Annotated in this window: 14 protein-coding genes and 1 CRISPR repeat array (1 of these 15 cut by a window edge); of the genes, 9 read left to right on the forward strand and 5 right to left on the reverse strand. The window is 60.4% G+C overall.

Annotated elements, in window-relative coordinates; genetic code table 11:
* Positions 1-4683: a CRISPR direct-repeat array (repeat unit 29 nt; unit sequence CTGCTCCCCGCACACGCGGGGATGATCCC); it begins 777 nt to the left of the window's first position.
* 436 nt (positions 4684-5119) lie between these two features.
* The gene (locus ACTQXM_RS02770) at positions 5120-5338 is read right to left on the reverse strand and encodes a hypothetical protein (RefSeq protein WP_441537122.1); all 219 of its coding nucleotides are present in this window, start codon (positions 5336-5338) and stop codon (positions 5120-5122) included.
* Between ACTQXM_RS02770 and ACTQXM_RS02775 the strand changes: the two genes are divergently transcribed.
* Together ACTQXM_RS02775 and ACTQXM_RS02780 are read left to right on the forward strand one after the other, a co-directional pair.
* A complete protein-coding gene (locus tag ACTQXM_RS02775) occupies positions 5333-5476 on the forward strand; it encodes a hypothetical protein (protein ID WP_441537121.1) in 144 nt (47 codons plus the stop codon). The two genes, ACTQXM_RS02770 and ACTQXM_RS02775, sit on opposite strands and share 6 nt — an antisense overlap.
* Complete coding sequence (locus ACTQXM_RS02780; RefSeq protein ID WP_441537120.1) at positions 5469-5690, forward strand: hypothetical protein; 222 nt, start codon at positions 5469-5471, stop codon at positions 5688-5690. Before ACTQXM_RS02775 ends, ACTQXM_RS02780 begins: the two co-directional genes overlap by 8 nt.
* A gap of 8 nt (positions 5691-5698) precedes the next feature.
* On the opposite strand, the gene ACTQXM_RS02785 is transcribed toward ACTQXM_RS02780, so the two are convergent.
* The 3 genes from ACTQXM_RS02785 to ACTQXM_RS02795 form a co-directional block, all read right to left on the reverse strand.
* The gene (locus ACTQXM_RS02785) at positions 5699-5920 is read right to left on the reverse strand and encodes a hypothetical protein (protein ID WP_441537119.1); all 222 of its coding nucleotides are present in this window, start codon (positions 5918-5920) and stop codon (positions 5699-5701) included.
* Between the two features lie 31 nt (positions 5921-5951).
* Positions 5952-6737 carry an ADP-ribosylglycohydrolase family protein gene (locus ACTQXM_RS02790; RefSeq protein WP_441537118.1) on the reverse strand — a complete coding sequence of 262 codons (786 nt, stop codon included), beginning with the start codon at positions 6735-6737 and terminating at the stop codon, positions 5952-5954.
* Positions 6738-7086: 349 nt separating this feature from the next.
* A complete protein-coding gene (locus ACTQXM_RS02795) occupies positions 7087-7305 on the reverse strand; it encodes a hypothetical protein (RefSeq protein WP_441547600.1) in 219 nt (72 codons plus the stop codon).
* A gap of 385 nt (positions 7306-7690) precedes the next feature.
* Between ACTQXM_RS02795 and ACTQXM_RS02800 the strand changes: the two genes are divergently transcribed.
* The 7 genes from ACTQXM_RS02800 (at position 7691) to ACTQXM_RS02830 (ending at position 19331) form a co-directional block, all read left to right on the forward strand.
* A complete protein-coding gene (locus ACTQXM_RS02800; protein WP_441537116.1) occupies positions 7691-8323 on the forward strand; it encodes a cyclodeaminase/cyclohydrolase family protein in 633 nt (210 codons plus the stop codon).
* A 2-nt stretch (positions 8324-8325) separates the two neighbouring features.
* Positions 8326-9180: a bifunctional 5,10-methylenetetrahydrofolate dehydrogenase/5,10-methenyltetrahydrofolate cyclohydrolase gene (locus ACTQXM_RS02805; protein ID WP_441537115.1), complete on the forward strand. Its 855-nt coding sequence runs from the start codon at positions 8326-8328 to the stop codon at positions 9178-9180.
* A 99-nt stretch (positions 9181-9279) separates the two neighbouring features.
* On the forward strand, positions 9280-10803 hold the full coding sequence (locus ACTQXM_RS02810; protein WP_441537114.1) for a C69 family dipeptidase: 1524 nt from the start codon (positions 9280-9282) through the stop codon (positions 10801-10803).
* A gap of 147 nt (positions 10804-10950) precedes the next feature.
* Positions 10951-11367 carry a hypothetical protein gene (locus ACTQXM_RS02815; protein WP_154515830.1) on the forward strand — a complete coding sequence of 139 codons (417 nt, stop codon included), beginning with the start codon at positions 10951-10953 and terminating at the stop codon, positions 11365-11367.
* 8 nt (positions 11368-11375) lie between these two features.
* A complete protein-coding gene (locus tag ACTQXM_RS02820; protein WP_441063474.1) occupies positions 11376-13139 on the forward strand; it encodes an ABC1 kinase family protein in 1764 nt (587 codons plus the stop codon).
* 432 nt (positions 13140-13571) lie between these two features.
* A complete protein-coding gene (locus ACTQXM_RS02825) occupies positions 13572-18431 on the forward strand; it encodes a DUF4430 domain-containing protein (protein ID WP_441537113.1) in 4860 nt (1619 codons plus the stop codon).
* Between the two features lie 9 nt (positions 18432-18440).
* Complete coding sequence (locus tag ACTQXM_RS02830) at positions 18441-19331, forward strand: DUF4430 domain-containing protein (RefSeq protein ID WP_441063471.1); 891 nt, start codon at positions 18441-18443, stop codon at positions 19329-19331.
* A 585-nt stretch (positions 19332-19916) separates the two neighbouring features.
* Here ACTQXM_RS02830 and ACTQXM_RS02835 read toward each other — a convergent pair.
* The gene (locus ACTQXM_RS02835) at positions 19917-20324 is read right to left on the reverse strand and encodes a GtrA family protein (RefSeq protein ID WP_370450581.1); all 408 of its coding nucleotides are present in this window, start codon (positions 20322-20324) and stop codon (positions 19917-19919) included.
* Between the last annotated feature and the right edge of the window lie 4 nt (positions 20325-20328).

The following is a 20328-nucleotide window of genomic DNA, read 5'->3' on the forward strand; positions in this document are numbered from 1 at the left end:
ACCGCCTACCGAAGTTCTGCTCCCCGCACACGCGGGGATGATCCCTTTATGGACGGCTTGTCAGTAGTGTAGTAGGCCTGCTCCCCGCACACGCGGGGATGATCCCGTATACGGGAACTGTCCGACGGTACCGAAGGCCTGCTCCCCGCACACGCGGGGATGATCCCGTGGAAGTTAAAGACGAGGACGGAAACCCCACCTGCTCCCCGCACACGCGGGGATGATCCCGAGAGCTACAGCGGCTCCGACGTGTCTATCGGCTGCTCCCCGCACACGCGGGGATGATCCCCCAAGGCCCCTTGTTGTCGATTCGGACTCGTCCTGCTCCCCGCACACGCGGGGATGATCCTACGACACCCTCTGCCTTGAAGCCCTCGGTGCTCTGCTCCCCGCACACGCGGGGATGATCCCTCGATGGCCGATTCCTTGAGCTGGAGGTATTGCTGCTCCCCGCACACGCGGGGATGATCCCGCCGTCTATAGTCTGGCCCCAGATGCCCGCCACTGCTCCCCGCACACGCGGGGATGATCCCATACGGCTGCAACCCCTACTAATAAAAACGTTCTGCTCCCCGCACACGCGGGGATGATCCCGAAGCAGTGAAGTGGGCGGGTGACGAGCTTCGCTGCTCCCCGCACACGCGGGGATGATCCCAGGACGACTATTGAATACCGCCTACCTAAGTTCTGCTCCCCGCACACGCGGGGATGATCCCTTGCTGCTTATTACTTTAAGCTGTATAGGTGGCTGCTCCCCGCACACGCGGGGATGATCCCTTTCCAACATCACTGTTGGAAACCTCGTGACGCTGCTCCCCGCACACGCGGGGATGATCCCACGAAGAACTTTCCGGGACGTTTTGCACCGATCTGCTCCCCGCACACGCGGGGATGATCCTTGTAAGCACCGTCCTTAGGTCGTTGCCGTCCACTGCTCCCCGCACACGCGGGGATGATCCCGGGAAAGCGATGGGCAGCGCGTCGATAAACTGCTGCTCCCCGCACACGCGGGGATGGTCCCAACCACCTAGGTCAGAGCGCAGATGGCTTCAACTGCTCCCCGCACACGCGGGGATGATCCCAATAGCTTCGTTGACGTTCATTGTTAGTCCTTCTGCTCCCCGCACACGCGGGGATGATCCCGTAGACGCGCTCACACGTGGCGAGCTTGCCGCCTGCTCCCCGCACACGCGGGGATGATCCCATATAGCGTTTAATCGCGTAGGGGGTTAGATGCTGCTCCCCGCACACGCGGGGATGATCCCCCTCGCAACCACGCACCCACGTGTTGAAGTCACTGCTCCCCGCACACGCGGGGATGATCCCGTTGACATCCTCACGAGACAGATGGAGGACGCCTGCTCCCCGCACACGCGGGGATGATCCCGGGAACGAGATTGGAAGAGCGTCGATGAACTGCTGCTCCCCGCACACGCGGGGATGATCCCATATCCTCGAACTCGCTAGTACAATCGCTAGTCTGCTCCCCGCACACGCGGGGATGATCCCAGTTCGTGCTTTCCTCTAGCAACTGGAAGCGGCTGCTCCCCGCACACGCGGGGATGATCCCGACCCTAAGCACTGCAAGCCCGCACTCAAAAACTGCTCCCCGCACACGCGGGGATGATCCACGAATACCACACTATAGGTCAAGGGATACCGCCTGCTCCCCGCACACGCGGGGATGATCCCGTTGCTTCTGAGACGAGAGCTGCGGCAGGCGTCTGCTCCCCGCACACGCGGGGATGATCCCAACGCTAAAACATGGACGACCGTTGAGCGCCTCTGCTCCCCGCACACGCGGGGATGATCCCCGGTCTGCGAGCTGGCGCCGATGGTGGACAGGCTGCTCCCCGCACACGCGGGGATGATCCCGCCATCGTTGCCGGTCAGGCCTTCGGCGGAGTCTGCTCCCCGCACACGCGGGGATGATCCCATGCACAATATCCGCCGCTGCACTTGCCTACACTGCTCCCCGCACACGCGGGGATGATCCCGAGTTCGCGCATATGTACCGCGACAAGATTGACTGCTCCCCGCACACGCGGGGATGATCCCTAACGCAGACGTTGACCAGTAAACAACTCACGCTGCTCCCCGCACACGCGGGGATGATCCCGAGCCGGACGGTATGCCGTACTCCCTGAGCTGCTGCTCCCCGCACACGCGGGGATGATCCCTTACTTCTGTTGGTGACCTTTCTGGATGGAATACTGCTCCCCGCACACGCGGGGATGATCCCGCTATAGATTCCGTAGGCAAAAAGCTTGCGCACTGCTCCCCGCACACGCGGGGATGATCCTTATCTCGAAGAGTACGTATACAATAGGTAGCGCTGCTCCCCGCACACGCGGGGATGATCCCGAGGGCACGCACGTGCATATTGGACACGGCGACTGCTCCCCGCACACGCGGGGATGATCCCGTCATAGGGTTTAACTTGAGAAGATTTGTAACCTGCTCCCCGCACACGCGGGGATGATCCCATTGTAGTCGATATGCGATTAACCTACAAACACTGCTCCCCGCACACGCGGGGATGATCCCGAGCTGTTCGCCGACACCGAGCTGAGCGAGGACTGCTCCCCGCACACGCGGGGATGATCCCGATGAGCGGACTAGTGAGAGGCCTATATCCCGCTGCTCCCCGCACACGCGGGGATGATCCCCGTTAACCAGTGTCCAAAAATTGCATAAAAAGCTGCTCCCCGCACACGCGGGGATGATCCCGACAAAGTCGGTCTACACGAAGTCTACACATTCTGCTCCCCGCACACGCGGGGATGATCCCGTGATCTTCCAGCGCCGAATGTGTAGATATTGCTGCTCCCCGCACACGCGGGGATGATCCCTTGTACGGGTCGGCGAACGGGTCGTTCGCGTACTGCTCCCCGCACACGCGGGGATGATCCCGTACTGGGCGCGTCCTCCATTGCTCGCTAGCGCTGCTCCCCGCACACGCGGGGATGATCCCTTTAACCACTGCTGAGGGGTTGCTCCTCCATTCCTGCTCCCCGCACACGCGGGGATGATCCCTGCCGCTCCGTGCCTCCTGCCGCGACCCACTCCTGCTCCCCGCACACGCGGGGATGATCCCCGTTGCCCAGTGTCCTAAAATTGCATAAAAAGCTGCTCCCCGCACACGCGGGGATGATCCCTTTATGAAGTACGCCAACGACCCGTTTGCAGACTGCTCCCCGCACACGCGGGGATGATCCCTGAAAGAGGAATACAATAGCGCTGTAAAGACGCTGCTCCCCGCACACGCGGGGATGATCCCTCAAACATAATCGAACATATGCCGTATCTTGACTGCTCCCCGCACACGCGGGGATGATCCCGAGTTCGGCCTGAGCGAGAAGGCCGTCTTCGCCTGCTCCCCGCACACGCGGGGATGATCCCGGCCTCTATCCGGCACGCCGCCAAGCCAAAAACTGCTCCCCGCACACGCGGGGATGATCCCGTCCGGGGCGGCCGCAGGCACGACTACCTCGTCTGCTCCCCGCACACGCGGGGATGATCCCCCGCAGTGGACGGTCGCGGCCTGGACGCAGACCTGCTCCCCGCACACGCGGGGATGATCCCTTGCGGCTGGTCAGCTTGCGGATAATGTCTTCCTGCTCCCCGCACGCGCGGGGATGATCCCGAGCGCAAGGGCGCGCTGGACCTGAAGCGCGACTGCTCCCCGCACACGCGGGGATGACCCCAAATGGCGCATCCGCTGGTGCGAATGGGACGGCTGCTCCGCGCACGCGCGGGGATGATCCCGTGTATGCACCTGTATCCGTTTTGCATAGCAACTGCTCCCCGCACGCGCGGGGATGATTCCAGGCAGCGCGTGGACGCGCCCTCGGGCAGCACCTGCTCCCCGCACGCGCGGGGATGATCCCAGGATCGCCTTCGTCATTGCTGGACGCTAAGTCTGCTCCCCGCACGCGCGGGGATGATCCCGGTGCGCCCGTTCATCGGCTTGCTTCGGTACTCTGCTCCCCGCACGCGCGGGGATGATCCCACCGTCGCATCCATCGACAAGGCCGTGGCAACCTGCTCCCCGCACGCGCGGGGATGATCCCCTGACCGCCTGCTCGCGGCACTGCGAGGCCAACTGCTCCCCGCACGCGCGGGGATGATCCCACCTTGATTGAGGGGATGAAGACACTCATGGACTGCTCCCCGCACGCGCGGGGATGATCCCTCCGAAGGTACTCACGTACATATTTGCCATGGCTGCTCCCCGCACACGCGGGGATGATCCCGGAGGGCGCGCGCAATACGTGTGTGCCGACTGCTGCTCCCCGCACACGCGGGGATGATCCCAAAGAGGTAGAGTCGACCGGCGACGAAGCCTCCTCCTCCCCGCACGCGTGGGGATGATCCCGTCAACAACACCAACGCAGCGAACGGCAATTCCTGCTCCCCACACACTCGGGGATGATCCTGAACGCAAGGGTGCTCTCGACCTGAAGCGCGACTGCTCCCCGCACACGCGGGGATGATCCCATACACAGGTCATACGTGACGTGCGTGAAGTACTGCTCCCCGCACGCGCGGGGATGATCCCTTGAGGAACGGTTCTAACGCAGGGCCTTGGTACTGCTCCCCGCACACGCGGGGATGATCCCGTCAACAGCACCAACGCGGCGAACGGCAATTCCTGCTCCCCGCACGCGTGGGGATGATCCCAGCCAGAGCGTGTTCGCGGGCTGCACGGGATACTGCTCCCCGCACACGCGGGGATGACCCCGGCAGCCGTCAAAGCCCCGGAACTTCTTCCACCTGTTCTTCACACATGCGGGGATGATCTCGCGTGGCCGGCGGTGAGCTTGTCCCACTTGGCGCTCTCCACGGGGTCGGCGGCAACCGCGGCGGGTTTCTCGAGGGACATCCCTCGCCTCGTATCGGCATAAAAAGCCGCCCCGAAGGACGGCTTGCGCGGCGGTAGGATTTGCACCTACGTCTCCTCAATCAAGGGCGCTCTTCGTACTGCGCTACTTTTCGTGATTCCTATTTCCCCTTACGCTGGCAACCTTATCAAGCTTTGGATCAATGTCGATCTAGCTGGAAATCAAGCCGATGCATACAAGCGGTTTATCGCGGTAGGCTTTGAATCAGCGTCGATCTAACCGGTAATTAAACTGAATATAGGTCCAAAGAGTGCCGGGAACGATACGATGGGTTTAGCGAATGCATAATCGATTCCGTTGACCCGGTCAATGCTCAGCTTGAGCGTAGCGGGAAGCGCTTCTTCTTCGATACGGCCGATGTCGATCAGGAGATTATCCGAGGCAAGCACTGTTGGGATATGTTCGGCTGGGCAGTCCCGAATGAGCTTGTGCATGAGTTCAAGGCCGCATGGATTGACGACGATGGTGTAGAGCTCGAAAAATACAACTACGTCTGCGCGAGCTGGGAGGACCGCGACGGCCGGCCCTATGCTGCCATCGACGGCAACCTTCCGGAGGAGGCTTATGCATGATTACTCTGCGCTGGGCTTCAGGTGTCTCCTGCCACCATCAAACCAATCCTGCAGAGCTGATAAGATGAAATTGCTTGGCGGTTCCGCCCTGGGCTCGGTCTGGGGTTGGAACCGTCTTCTTTACTTATTTGGTTTCGCTGCGCTGCTGCTCTTTAATGAGAGGGTTATTGATGGTTCTGCCTTTTGTTTTGAGCAGCGTCAATCCAGCTGGTAATCATGTCTTTAGTTTTCCTCGAATTGGGCAAGCATTTGCCCGAAGGTGCTGAGCTCAAACGGCTCATAAATGAGTGAGCCGCCATCTTTGGTCCGGTAGACCCCGCAGGGGAGGTAACGCCCGTCGGGGAGGACGTAAAGGTTTCCTTCCTCCCTCAGCCCCGCTGGGAGCATTGGAGTCCCGTTTTCTTCCATTTGGAACTCATCGGTATTTGCGATCTTCCCCTCCACGATGCCTCCTCCTTATTTCTTGAATGGTGCCCTAAAACAGGCAGTTCTCAATCAGATCCTTCCCTCGCAGGGTGTCGACCCACTCCTGTGGAATTGCGTCCATGCCGTAGGCTGTGCCTGCGAGTGCACCTGCGACGGCTGCGGTGGTGTCGGTGTCGTCGCCCAGGTTGACGGCGGCAAGCACGCAATCCTCGTAGCTGTTAGTGTTGACGAAGCACCAGGTAGCGGCTTTAAGCGTGTCGCGCACGAAACCGCCGGACCTAATTTCGTGCTCGGGTACATCTTTCAGACAGAGTGCCCATTCGGGGAGCGCGCCGTCCATCGCGGACCTCATCAGCTCAACAAATATGATGCATGACTCAGTTGACGTTCTGTGAGCGTGCGTTATCGCGGAGACCTCGCAGATTTCTTCGTCCGTCGCGTCGACAAATGCCAGGGGCGCGATGCGCATGAGCGATCCGTTGCCGTTGTCGCGCTCGCCGGAGCCTCCTTTGCCGGTGCGCAGGGCTCGAGCGGTCGTGCCGCCGTAATCGAAAACACCGTCAATCGTATACTCGCCACGGGCAATCCAGCCTACGAACTTGTCGCGCATGTCTGCGGTGTCGATATGCCCGAGCTCCCTAATCGAGTCACAGGTAGCAAGCGTCATAGATGTGTCGTCGCTCCAGGTGCCGGCGGGTTGCCCATGCGTGCCATAGCCAATCATGTCGGTGCATTCGAACGTGCCGCGAGGCATAAACTCGTAGGGAACGCCCAGTGCGTCGCCAACGGCAAGTCCGTAGATGCAGTCGCGCAAAGACGGTTTTGGTGTGCCCATTCGTATCTCCCGCTTTCCTCTTGAGGGATGCTGCTTAATAGATAATGGCTGGCTAATGGCGATTATCATAAAGCCTGGCGGGGACAGAAACTGCGACGTCGTCGGAGGTCTTCGAGAAAGGGTCTCGTGGCTACTAGATTGAAATGCTAGGGAAAACAGAGGCGCAGTAGCCGGCTGTTGACCGCCTGCACCTTGGCCTCAGCAGCCACGCGAAGGCGCAGGAATTCGTCAACGTGTTCAATATGGTGATGTGATCGGGCGCTTTCGAACACAAAAAAACCGGGATGCAAGGAGTCGCACCTTGCATCCCGGCTGAGTTAAAGCGGCGCTGCTGCATGCCATTGGAGCTTTAGCGCTTGATCTCGATATCGTCGAGCTTGACGTTCATGGCCTCGGTCTTGGCCTTGGCGATGTCATCGGCAAACTCCAGGGACTTCATCATGGTCTCGACAGCGTCCTTGTGCTCTTCGACGTTGTCGATGCGCACATACACGCTACCACCGTCTACGTCGATGATCTCGACGCCCTCGGGGACCTCGACCTTAAACCAAATGAAGTCGGTCCGCATATCCACGGCTGGCTTTTCCGCGCCGCCGCCACCGCCACTGCCGGTAGCGCCACCGCTTCCGCCGCAACCCACCAGGGCAACCGCGGCAAAGAGACTGATGCAGAGGGTGACAATCGCAAAGGCCTTCTTTTTTATGGTCGTGTCTCCTCATCTGTAACCGCCCATGGATTACCTGCCTTTACTGTACGCGCGGGCGGCTCGCGCGGGTGGGCCATGTGTCCCATGCTTGCGGCGCCGACGCCTATCGTGTGTCATAGAAATCCGCGATGGCCAGATGCGCTGACGCTTATGTGCTTATGGGCTAGACTTAGCACCATTACTTGATCGATACAGTTGGCCGGCGGTTGCCGCCCGACCGATCTATATGACTTGAAGGTGCGTGCGTATGAGCCAAGAGATGATGGATAAAACCTGTCGCGGATTTGCCGAGGCACTTGCCGCGCGCGAGCCGGTTCCCGGCGGCGGCAGCGCGAGCGCCTTTGTGGGCGCGCTGGGCGCCTCGCTGTGCGGGATGGTCGCGCGCTACGGGGCGACGAACCCTGCGCTTGCTGATCGAGCGGACGATTTGGCGCACGCGTTTGCCCGGGCGGATGAGTTGGCACAGGAACTTGTGGACCTGGTCGCCGAGGATGTTCGTGCCTACGGCCAGGTGTCCGCGGCGTACGGTATTCCGCGTGACGATCCGGCTCGACCGGCTGCGATTCAGGATGCGCTGCATGTGGCGGCTATGCCACCGTATCGCATTATGGATGCCTGCGGGCGCGCGCTGGCGCTGCTCGAGGACATGGCGGACAAGGGGTCGCGCCAGCTGCTGTCCGACGTGGCGTGCGGTGCCGTGTTCTGCCGCGCCGCCATGCAGGGCGCGAGTCTGACGCTCTTTGCCAACACTACGTCTATGAAAGACCGGGCGCGCGCCGAGGAGCTCGAGGCGGCGTGCGATGAGCTGCTCGATACGTGGCTGCCGCGTGCCGATGCGCTGGCGCGCCGTGCCGCCGACGCAGCCAGGAAGAGGGGATAGCCATGGCAGAGCTGCTCAAAGGCGCTCCCGTTGCCCGTACTTTGACCGAGGAGCTTGCCGCTCGCTGCGTTGCTTTGCGCGAACGCGGCGTTGTGCCGACGCTGGCCATCGTTCGTGTGGGCGAGCGCGAGGACGATCTATCGTACGAGCGCGGCGCCCTCAAGCGCTGTGAAAAGGCTGGCATTGAGGCTCGCCGCGTTTTGCTTCCCGCCGATGCTTCGCAGGATGAGCTGCTGGCGGCTATTAAGGACATCAATGCCGACCCCGCCGTTCATGGCTGCCTAGTGTTTCGCCCGCTGCCCGCTGGGCTTGACGAGGATGCGGTTGCCGCGGCACTCGATCCCGCCAAGGATGTCGACTCCATGACGCCGGCCTCGCTGCTTACCACGCTTTCAGGGCGAGGCGAGGGCTTTGCTCCTTGCACGGCCGAGGCCGTGTTGGCGTTGCTGGACCATTACGGTGTTGAGCTGGATGGGGCCAAGGTCGCGGTCGTCGGTCGGTCTCTGGTGATTGGCCGTCCCGTTGCCGCCATGCTTACGGCTCGCAATGCCACGGTGACGACGTGCCATACGCATACGCGCGACCTTGTTGCCGAGTGTCGTGCGGCTGATGTAGTGGTTGCGGCCGTTGGGCGCGCGCGCACGATTGGCGCGGATGCGGTTCGCGAGGGCCAGACGATCATCGATGTGGGCATTAACTGGGACGAGGCCGCTGGCAAGCTGGTCGGCGACGTCGATTTTGATGCTGCGGAGCCGATCGTTAACGCCATCACACCCGTGCCGGGCGGCGTGGGGGCTGTGACCACCGCGATTCTCGCCAAACACGTGATCGAAGCGGCCGAGCGCGCATCGAAATAGGCTTTTGACCACGGGGGCTGCCGAGGCTGTGGTTTCGCCCTTTTTGCACCGAAGCGATACACTGTTACCGTTTGATTTCTTCGCTCAAGGAGGATGCGCATGCCGTGCACAACGATTTTGGTCGGTAAGAACGCGAGCTATGACGGGTCGACGCTGGTTGCCCGCAACGAGGACTCGCCCAATGGGGTATTTGAGCCCAAGCGCATGCGCGTAGTGCATCCCGACGAGCAGCCGCGTGTCTACACGAGTGTCCTGAGCCACCTGACCGTTGAGCTGTCCGACAATCCCATGCGTTACACAAGCGTCCCCGACGTTGTCCCGGGTCATGGCATTTGGGCCGAGGCCGGTTTCAACGAGCTCAATGTTGGCATGTCCGCAACCGAGACGCTCACCACCAACGAGCGCGTCCGCGGCGCCGATCCGCTCGTGGATTTCGTGCCCGCCAAGGGTAACGAGGGCGAGGACGGCTATGTGCCGGCGCAGCCCGGCGGTTTGGGCGAGGAGGACATGGTGACCCTGGTGCTGCCATACGCCAAGTCCGCCCGCGACGGTGTGCGCATTCTGGGCGACCTGCTCGAGCGCTACGGCACCTACGAGAACAACGGCATCGCCTTTAGTGACGTTGACGAGATCTGGTGGCTCGAGACCATCGGCGGCCACCACTGGATCGCCAAGCGCGTACCCGACGACGCCTATGTGACCATGCCCAACCAGCTGGGTATCGACAGCTTTGACTTGGACGACGCCGAGGGCGCGCAGGTCGACCACATGTGCTCGGCCGACCTACGCACCTGGATGGCCGAGTGGCATCTGGACCTGACGTTGGGCGTTAAGGGCGACGGTCCCGCCGCGGTCTTTAATCCGCGCGAGGCCTTTGGCTCGCACAGCGACAGCGACCACGTCTACAACACACCGCGCGCCTGGTACATGCAGCGCTGCCTCAACCCCAGCGATGTGTGGGACGGTCCCGACGCCGACTACACGCCCGAGAGCGACGACATTCCCTGGAGCCGCGTGCCCGAGCGCAAGGTGACCCTCGAGGACATCAAGTACGTGCTTTCGAGCCACTATCAGGGCACGGAGTACGACTGCTACGGCAGCAAGGGTACGCCCGCCACGCGCGGCGCCTATCGTCCCATCGGCATCAACCGCAACAGCCAGCTCGCCGTGCTGCAGCTGCGCCCCTATGCGCAGCCGGCGTATCGCGCCGTGCAGTGGATGGCGTTTGGCTCCAACTCGTTTAACGCGCTTGTGCCGCTGTACGCCAATGTCGAGACCATGCCCGAGTACTATGCCGACACGCAGGCTCGCGTGACGTCCGAGAATTTCTATTGGGCAAATCGCCTGATTGGCGCCTTGGCCGATGTCCGCTTCCATGAGTGCGGTCGCGCGGTCGAGGATTATCAGGAGAAGGTCGGCGGCATGGGCCACAAGCAGATTCACGACGTCGACGCCGTTGTCGCCGTACTGCCCGAGGCCGAGGTGTCTGCCGAGCTCGCCCGCGCCAACGAGGCCTTTGCCGAGCTTGTGCGCGTGGAGACCGATGCCCTGTTGGGCAAGGTGCTCTACACCACGAGCTGTGCCATGAAGAATTCCTTCGCGATGAACGATAACATTAGGTAAAGATAACCTTGCAACGAGCGAGCGGGGCAAACGCCGTCAAAGGCTTTGCCTCGCTCGATTTCTATCTCGGTGACAAACGATTTTGTGTCGTTTGCCCAATCTTGGGTACAAGTAGGCCAATGAAGTTGTTCACGATTGGAGCCAACCATGGTTATGAAATTCGATCAGCTTGTTAACGGTGCCATCAACGTGGGCTTCGGCGCCGCCGCCGTTGCCGTCGAGGGCGGCAAGAAGGTCCTCGACGACCTCAATGCCAAGGGCGAGCAGGTGCGCAAGGACGCCGGCACCCCCGATATCGCCCGCAGCGTGTCCGACATGTTCGAGCAGGCCGGCGGTACCATCTCCGACCTGACCGAGCGCCTGGGCATGCAGGGCGAGACTGCGGCCCAGCGCGTGCTCGACGAGCTCATCCTCGCCCGCGTGCGCGTCATGACCGCCCCCGAGCGCACGGCCTTTTTGGCCCATGTGCGCGACATCGTCGATTCGGTCGAGGACAACGTGACCTCGGTGCCCGTCGAGTCCGTTGAGCCCGACGACGCAGAGGACGCCGAAGAGGCCGAGTAGCAGCGCAGATGGCAGATTCCACCACCGATTACAACAATCAAGATCCCTTGGGTGACGAGACGGCGGTTGTCGACGAGGTCGAGGCCGCCGTCTCGGGCGCTCGCAAGAAGCCGCGCGCTGTCGATATGGTCCCCGAGGAGCCCGACGCGATGGCGCCGGACGAGGAATACCAGCTCACGCCGGCAGGTCGTCGTGAGCGCATTGGTCAGATCGTTCGCCTGATCAAAAAGTATCGCGTGTGGGACAACCTCACGCCGGTGCGCCTGCGTCGTCTGCTCGAAGAGCTCGGTCCCATGTTCGTCAAGATGGGGCAGATTCTGGCCAACCGCTCCGAGATTTTGCCGCAGCGGTTTTGCGACGAGCTGCGCCGTCTGCGCTCCGACGTAGAGCCGGTGCCGTATGAGGTAGTGCTCCGCTGTTTGGAAGAGGAATACGGCCAGCGCCTGGGGCAGATATTCGACGCGATTGACCCCAACCCGCTCGGTAGCGCGTCGCTCGCGCAGGTACACCGCGCCCGTCTGGTGACCGGCGAGGACGTGGCCGTTAAGGTACAGCGCCCCGGCGCGCAGCAGGTGATGGCTCAGGACATCGACATCATTCGCTCGGTGGTGCGCATCGTTTCCAAGTTCGTCAACACCGACCAGTTTGTGGACCTGCATGGCGTGGTCGAAGAGCTGTGGACCTCGTTTCGCGAGGAGACCAACTTTTTGGCCGAGGCCAAAAACCTCAACGATTTCTATGACTTCCACAAAAGCGTGCATGGCGTCTCGTGTCCCAAATCCTACTTGGACCTTTGTACCGAACACGTCGTGGTCATGGACTACATCGACGGCATCTCCATTGCCGATCCCGAGCGCCTGGTGGCCGAGGGTTATGACTTGGAAAAGATTGGCGCCGTGATCGTCGAGGACTACTCGACGCAGGTGCTCGACGATGGCTTTTTCCATGCCGACCCGCATGCGGGAAACATCATCCTCAAAGACGGGATCGTCTACTTTATCGACCTGGGCATGGTCGGGCGCATGTCGAGTCACGACCGCGGTATCGTCAAGGACATGATTTTCGCCGTGGCCGAAGGTGACGTTCCCAAGCTCAAGGATTCGCTTATGCGCTTTGCCGTGACGCGCGGCGATTCTGCCGAGCTCGACCATTCGGCCTTTTTGTCCGACTTGGACTTTATCGTCGCCGACTTTGCAGGGCTCGATCTTAAGGACCTGGATATCGGCGAGTTTTTGACCTCGCTGTTAAATCTGGCGCGCAAAAACGACGTTGAGCTGCCGAGCGTGGTGACGATGTTCGCGCGCGGCATGGTGACGCTCGAGGGTCTGCTGACCGAGTATATGCCCGACGTCAACATGATCCAGATCATCCAGACGCACATCAAAAACGAGAAGAGCACCTATGCGCGCGTCCGCGAAATGGGGCACGATCTTGCCGCGAGCAGCTATCGCGCGGCAAAAGGCTCGCTCGAGGCGGCCGAGTATCTGGGCTTGGCGTCGCGCATGCTCACGCGCGGCCAGCTTAAGGTGAACACGCAGATCATGAGCAGCGATAAGGCGCTGCGACAGCTGGGTGGAATTATCGACCGCATGTCGATGGCAATTGTGATCGCCGGCCTGTTTATCGGCTCGTCGGTTGTGTACTACGCGCGCATCGAGCCGGTTGTGTTCGGTATCCCGGTCATTGGCTTTATGGGCTACGTGAGTGCGCTGGTGCTGGCGCTGATGCTGGGCCGCGAGATCTGGCGCAACAGTCACGGCGGCAAGCGGTAGAGACTGCGACCGTCACCGCATTCTCCTATCGCAAACAATAGCTTTTACCTTGGGCTTCGCCTGCGTGCGGGGCCCTTTTGCGTGCTACCATATTGACAGTAATAATCGATGGCCTAGATGGTGGTGCGGAGACGCACAAATGCGCGGTTTTCCTGCGCGTTTGGGAGAATCGGGGTGCAAGTCCCCGGCTGTACCAGTAACCGTAATTCCTCTTGGTCCGGGATGGCCGCGCCGCAGATCGGACGGCGCGCCCGGGTCGGTAAGGTTAAGTCGGATCGCCTCCCATCTTGTACGCGGCCGCGGCGCATGCCGCCGGTACGCGTTGGGCTCTGGAGGGAAGGGGGGACCCCGATGGGGGTACTCGAGCGCAATATGCGCGATGACGTGGGGCAGCCGCTAGGCAATGCTCCAAGTGCAGACAGTAGGAGACAAATGGATATGTTTGAGGACGAGCGCCAGCGCGCCTCGTGGCGTCGTCATGGGGCGATTGCGTGCGGCGTAGCCAAGCGCGGTCTGGTGGCGTTCCTGGCTTTTGCCATGGCTTTTGGTACCACACCGGCGCAACTTTGGGCCGAGGGCGCCGAGGGCATTGCCGAGGCCGTGGCTCAGGCTGCGACGGGCGGCGAGGGCGCGGCGGCCGAAGGCGCCGACGATGATGCCGCCGAAAATGCCGCTGGCAGCGATAACGCGACGGCCGGTGATGCTGTCAATACAGAGGGTTCGGCTGCGCCGGTATCCGTCGCTTCCGAGCAGGGCGATGCGTCCGACTCCGTCGCCGTTTCCGCACGTTCGGCATATGTGACCGTTAACTCGGCTGAAATTGTTGATGCTGACGGCAACGGGCTTGCCTATGGCAGCGGTATCGCCAAGGTTGGCGATACCGTTAAGGTCGCAGCTTATTACAAGGACGAGTTTGGCGAAGACGAGGAGATTCTCTCCTCAGAGTACGACCAGCTGGGCTATCAGTGGTATGTCGGCAATAGCCAGTCTACCGCTCCGACGGCGTCGGGCTACACCGCTATCGAAGGCGCAACTGCTCGTGATCTCAAGTTGACCTCCAATCTTGCCGGCAAGTATGTCGCATGCCGTGTTACGTATGGCGCCGGCGACTACGAGTTCACGGCAAGCCTCAAGTATCCCGTAGAGGCTCCTGCCGAACCCGAAGCCCTCAAGTCTGACGATGCGAAGAAGCTGGACGAGGCGGTTGCGAAGCTCAAAGCCGATGGCTATTCAGGCTGGTATCCCAATCCATCCCAGGGAACCGATACCAACATCTGCTCCATGCTTTTGGCGAAGCTTGCCAACTTGGGCTACTCGGATATCAAGGTTTCGCTTGCGGGCGTAACCTATGGCGGTCGCGATCCCAAGCAGGATGGCGGCATCGCGGATGATGGAAAGATTTCCTATTTCTTCCTGTCTCCTGCAGATAAGACTTCCGCGCTTGATTACTCGCTGCTTCGCCAGTTTACGCCGACGTATACGCTGACGCTTGGCTCCGAGAGCGTGTCGTATACGCCCGGTCGCGCATCGACGCTCGCATGGGACGGCGGCAAGGTCATCGCCTATCTTAAGGCGGCATGGGCTCATGCTGAGGGTCTGCCCGACGAGATTGAGGCGGGCGTCACGCAGGGAACGCTTCCCGGCTCAATTAGCATCAACGGTATAAAGGTTGCTTCTATTGTCTGGATGAGTCTTGATGACTCTGTTGCCAAGGTGAATTCCAGCTACGGCGATCCGACGGTTACGTATACCCACGGTATGACCGACCAGATTGCTTGGCTCACGGCTACGCTCTCGCTGGCGGTTCCTGGCTACAATAATGCCCCGTCAAACGGGACGGCTTATCTTGTCACCTATACCGTCAAGGCGAAAACTCAGGAGCAGATCGATGCCGAAAAGGCCGAGCTGTCAGCTGCGCTTGACCGCATTGTGCTCAAGGATTTCGCTACCAACAAGGTAATCGATGCCAATACCGTTGAGGGCGACATCCAGCTGCCCCGTCGTTCTGGTATCGACGCTCCATCCGGCGCCAAGCTCTCCTATGCATCGAACGATGAGGCTGTTGCGAAGGTCAACGGCTACCGCGTGGTTGTTACCCGTGATACCAAAGGCGTCTCGAATGAAGTAGTTATTACGGCTACGCTTGCCAAGGACGACATAACCGTAACGCGCGACATCGTCATCAAGGTTAAGCCCATCGACGATTCCGAGATTGACCAGGCTGTGGCATTTATGCAGCAGGTCAAGGATGCCTACGCAAAGTCTCTGCTCGGCGCTAACGCTTCGGTTGACGCGGTTACCGAGAATCTGTCGACCTTTGCCGAGGCGGTGCCTACGGCAGACGGCGGCATCGAGTACCGCAAGGGTAAGGACAGCAAGCTATCCGGCGTTGTGGCAGCAGACCTTCCTGGATACGACGCGATGTCGGGGAACGACTGGCGCACGTATCGTACGAGCGACACCTCGGTCATCTCGAACGAAAATCTAAAGGTGACGCGCCCCAAGGCCGATACCCTTGTTACGGTCGAGAGCAACCTGACGTACGCCAAGTACGAATCTCTGGCGAAGGCGCATCCCGAGAACGCTAAGCTGCAGAGCCTCATTAACCAGAGCGTTAAGGCGACGTATCGCGTTGTTGGTACGGTCGATCATTCCGACCCCAAGATTTCCGTTGCCTTTAAGCTCGTTGGTATCGACGCCGACGGCAACGACGAGGTTTGGGCCGATTCCGCCAAGAGTGTAGTTTACGGCTCGACTGCCGGCGATGTGATTGAAGACGCTCTAAAGGGCATGACCCATACCGCGACCGGTGTGGGCACGGCGAGTTACTATCTGAGTGATATCACTTCGGCGGATGGTCGCAAGCTGGGCTGGGATGCGTCGACGGGCAAGTACTGGCAGCTTTTTGTTAACGGGAAGGCGTCTGAGGTCGGCGCCGGCCAGGTTCACCTCGCCCCCGGCGATAGCGTCGTGCTCTACTATTCCGCTTTTGGTACCAGTCTTGACGAGATTGGGCAGGCTAAAGTCAAGGCCTCGTTGAGTTTGATTGGTCCTGATGCTAACGAGAAGACTTCGGTCTGGTACTCCTTCAACGACGCGAAGCTCCAGAGCGGTGCGACGGCTGCCGACCTGACGTCGATGGCGCTGAAGGCTTCGGGCCTTGGGTACGAGTTGAAGACGCCGGAGAAGGACGGCTACTTCCTCCTGGAGAGCATTACGTCGACCGACGGTCGAAAGCTGGGTTCGAATGAGGCGACGGGTCGCTATTGGCAGCTCTACGTCAATGGCGAATATTCCAAGGTTGGTGCCGACCAGGTTGTGCTCAAGCCCGGCGACAACATCCAGTATGTTTACGCGTCCGATAGTGAAAAACCGCTTGACGGCGTAGTTTTGAACCCGAGCGCCACACGTCCCAACTGGGACAGCGATTGGCCTGGTTATACGAGCGCCAACAAGGTAACCGATGCTTCTGTGCCCACGAAGGACGCCGAGGCAAAATGGGTGAGCGAGCTCAAGGGCTCGAGCGAATGGAGCAAGGGTATTTCCGACCCGCTGCTGGTCGGTGACTACCTCTACGTGGCCGTTGGCTCCAAGCTGCTTAAGAAGAATGTCGATACGGGTGAGACCGTTGCCGAATCGCCTTTGGCAGCAAAAATCGATACGACCTCGCGCATGGTATACACCGGCGGCGTCGTGCTCGTGCCGCTTTCGGGCGGTCGCCTGCAAGCGCTGACCGTTGATGCCCTGGCGACGGTTTGGGTAACCGATGAGTTGCCTGCTGGTCCCGATGGTGCCCAGCAGTCTCTTGCGTCCATTACGGTTCGTGACGGCTTTGCTTACTTTGGGACGGCATCGGCCAGCTGGTCCGACTCGAGCGACGGCTACCTGCTCTGCGTGCGCATCTCCGATGGCAAGGTTATGTGGCAGCATAAGAACGAGAACAGCAAGGGCTACTACTGGGCCGGCTTGGCGTTCTCGGGCAATTATGGCGTCATCGCAGATGATTCCGGTACGGTGAGCACGGTCGACCCCGAAACTGGAAAGACCGTTGCGTCGCTCAAGGTTGCCGATCGCGTCCGTACAACGGTGCTGGTCGATGGGTCAACCGCTTATGTTGTAAGTGCCGATGGCGTTTTGCATAAGCTTTCGGTTGGGAAAGACGGAGCGCTTTCTGAGCTCGGCAAGGTTTCGTTTGGCAGCAGCTCGACCTCGACGCCGGTGTTGGTCAACGGCAAAATTGTGGTCGGAGGCGCATCGACCGAGTCCTTTATGGGCGGCTATCAGAACAAGTACACGTACTACTACGGTCAGCTTGCAGTGATTGATGCCGAGACGCTTGCCGTGGACTATTCCATTTGCAAGGCGGACGGTAGCTATATTCGTCAGGGGGCTTCGGGCGGCGGTGATGTAAAGTCGCAGCCGGTCGTTTCTGTCCAGAATGGCGAGACGTACGTCTACTTTACGTCTAACAACAACCCGGGCGGCATCTATCGCTACCGTATTGGCGACGACGAGGCCGAGCTGCTTTATACGCCCGCGGCGGGCGACCAGCAGTACTGCATGGCTTCTATTTCGGTCGGATCCGATGGCTCACTCTACTATGTCAATGACTCGGGCAAGCTGTTTGCTGTCAAGGGCAATGGCCAAAGGGTCAAACGCTATACTGTGACGTTCGACGCCAACGGTAAGGATGCGGCGATGCCCGATTCTCAACGCGTGAAGGAAGGCAAAGCGGTGACGGAGCCCTCGACTAAGCCGCAGTGCAAGGGCTACACCTTCGCCGGTTGGTACACCGATGCTGCCTGCACCAAGGCGTATGACTTTAGCGTTGCGGTGACGGCCGATATGACGTTGTATGCCAAGTGGAACAAGAAGGCTGTTGCCCCTGGCGGTAACGGCGGCTCTGGCTCCAACGGCGGCAATGGCGGCTCGGGTAATGCCGGTGCTGGTTCTGGCTCCGGTAACGGCACAAATGGCCAGCAGACTGGCGGTGCTGTTGCTCCGGGCCAGAAGCCGGTATCCACAACGACCAAGACCGAGACCAAGGACGGCAAGGATTCCAAGAAGGATTCCGGCAAGGGCGACAAGAAGGACAGCAAGAAGTCTGACAAGAAGTCCGGCAAGTCCAGCTCCAAGTCCGATACGGGATCGGCTGCCGCGACTACCGCTAAGAAGTCCGCTGAGGCTCTGGCACAGCAGTCTGGCTTCAACCCGCTCGCCATTGTCGGCGTAGCGGCCGGCGTGATCGGGCTTGCGGTCATTGGCGTGTTCGTGTTTACCAAGCGCCGGTAGGTGAGAGCTGTGTCCAATAAACCTCAGGATGCCGACTCCAAGCAACCCGACTCGTCGTTCATTCAGCTCGACGATGCTAAGCAAAAGGGCGCCGCTTCGGCGGTGTCCGCCCCTCGGCGCAAGGCGCTACTTGGCTCTCTGACGGCCGTCTGCATCGCGCTGATTTTCGTCTCGCTGGGCTTTGTTCACCCTTCCGCCAGCGGCGCCTGGTCCATCGATTGGATCGCTCGGGCCGTGGCGGGGAGGAGCGTTGCCGACTCTGGCTCTATCGCCTTTCGCAAGACGGAGACAGCGGGCTCCTCGTCTTCTGACGCTGTGGACTCCGAGTCCAAGGACTCGAATGAATCGGATTCCAAGGACGCTTCCGAGTCTTCGGACGAGAAGTCAGACAAGGATTCGAAAGAGAAGAAGTCCGAAGGCAAGGGCGGCAAGAAGTCCAACAACGCGTCTGCCGGACAGGGCTCCGAATCCGCTGGTGGATCGAGTTCTTCTGACGGCTCCTCTTCGGGCGGCGGCTCGGTGTCTGGCGGTGGGTCTGTATCCAACGGCGACAGCGCTTCTGCTGGCAATCAGGGCGGCTCGCAGCAGCCTGGCTACATTACTGTGACGGTCTCAGTGACGTCGAGTGCCGTGGGTAACCCGGTGTCTTCTGGCGGTACGTTCACCTTCAACGAGGGTGCTACCCCCTACGATGCCCTGTGCGCACTGGGCCTTTCCGTAAATGCGCACGGCTCATCGTACGGCACGTATGTCGCCGCTATCGGTGGTTTGGCCGAGAAGGAGCACGGTGGTACAAGCGGCTGGATGTACTCTGTCAACGGCGTAACGCCCAACACGGCTTGCAGCAACTACGTTCTCTCCAATGGCGACAGCGTGGTCTGGTATTACGTAACGGGCTAAATGCCTCGACATAACATGCCAAACGGGCGGTTCGGACCAACATCCGAGCCGCCCGTTTTTATGCGAATGGGACGTCGTTTCCCAATCGAGGCTCAACCGGAAATCGCATCCCACTCTGAAGGTGAATTCCGGGACGCAATTTCCGCATCAGCATCCATTGGGAAAGCGCATCTCGTTCTAGACATCGATAACGGGATGTGCTTTCCGTTTCGGCGTCCGCGGGAAACTGCGTCCCGGAATCCACGCTCAGACCGGGATACGGTTTCCCGATGGGGCGGGTTTCGGAAAGCGTGCCCCGCTCTGGGGGCTCATTCCGGGATAGACTTTCCGCATGGGGGCTCATCTGGAAACTGCGTCCCGTTCTGTTGGCTGATTCCGGGACACAGTTTCCGCTAGGACGGCGTTGCGGAAGCTGCATCCCATTCTGAGGCTGCAATCTGGGATACACTTTCCGGAACGGCGTTCATGGGGAAACTGCGTCCCATTCATGCACCGTAGCCCGCCTTCCTCGGCAGACTCTGCAAACAAAAACCGGCTGGAATGGGAATTCCAACCGGTTGCGAATGCAAGGGTATGTTTGGCTGACTACGACCGTGCGCCTTCGAGGAAAAAGCGACGGCTAAAGTAGTTGTACCAGGTGACCAGGAACGTGGCGATGGCCTTCATGGCCTGGTAGCCGATGCTCAAAAACGTGACGCCCACAAACATGTACAGGTCGTTGAGGCCCAGACCGATCACCGACAGGATGGTAAAGATCGTGAACTCGCGTTTACGGCTCATGCCCTCGCGATGGTCGAACACGTACTTCATGCTGAGCCAGTAGTTAACCACGACGGACGTGGTAAACGAGACCGTCGTGCTCATCAAAAAGTCGAGGTGGAACAGCTCGACGAGCGCAATAAGCATGCCCCAGTCGACGCCAAAGGAGATAAGGCCCACGACAGCGAACTTGAGGAACTGCTTGGTATGAGGTTGTGCCAGCGCGTTACGCACGTAA

Origin of the sequence: Collinsella sp. LCP19S3_D3, assembly GCF_052121455.1 — a bacterium.
In the GTDB taxonomy this organism is placed as follows: domain Bacteria; phylum Actinomycetota; class Coriobacteriia; order Coriobacteriales; family Coriobacteriaceae; genus Collinsella.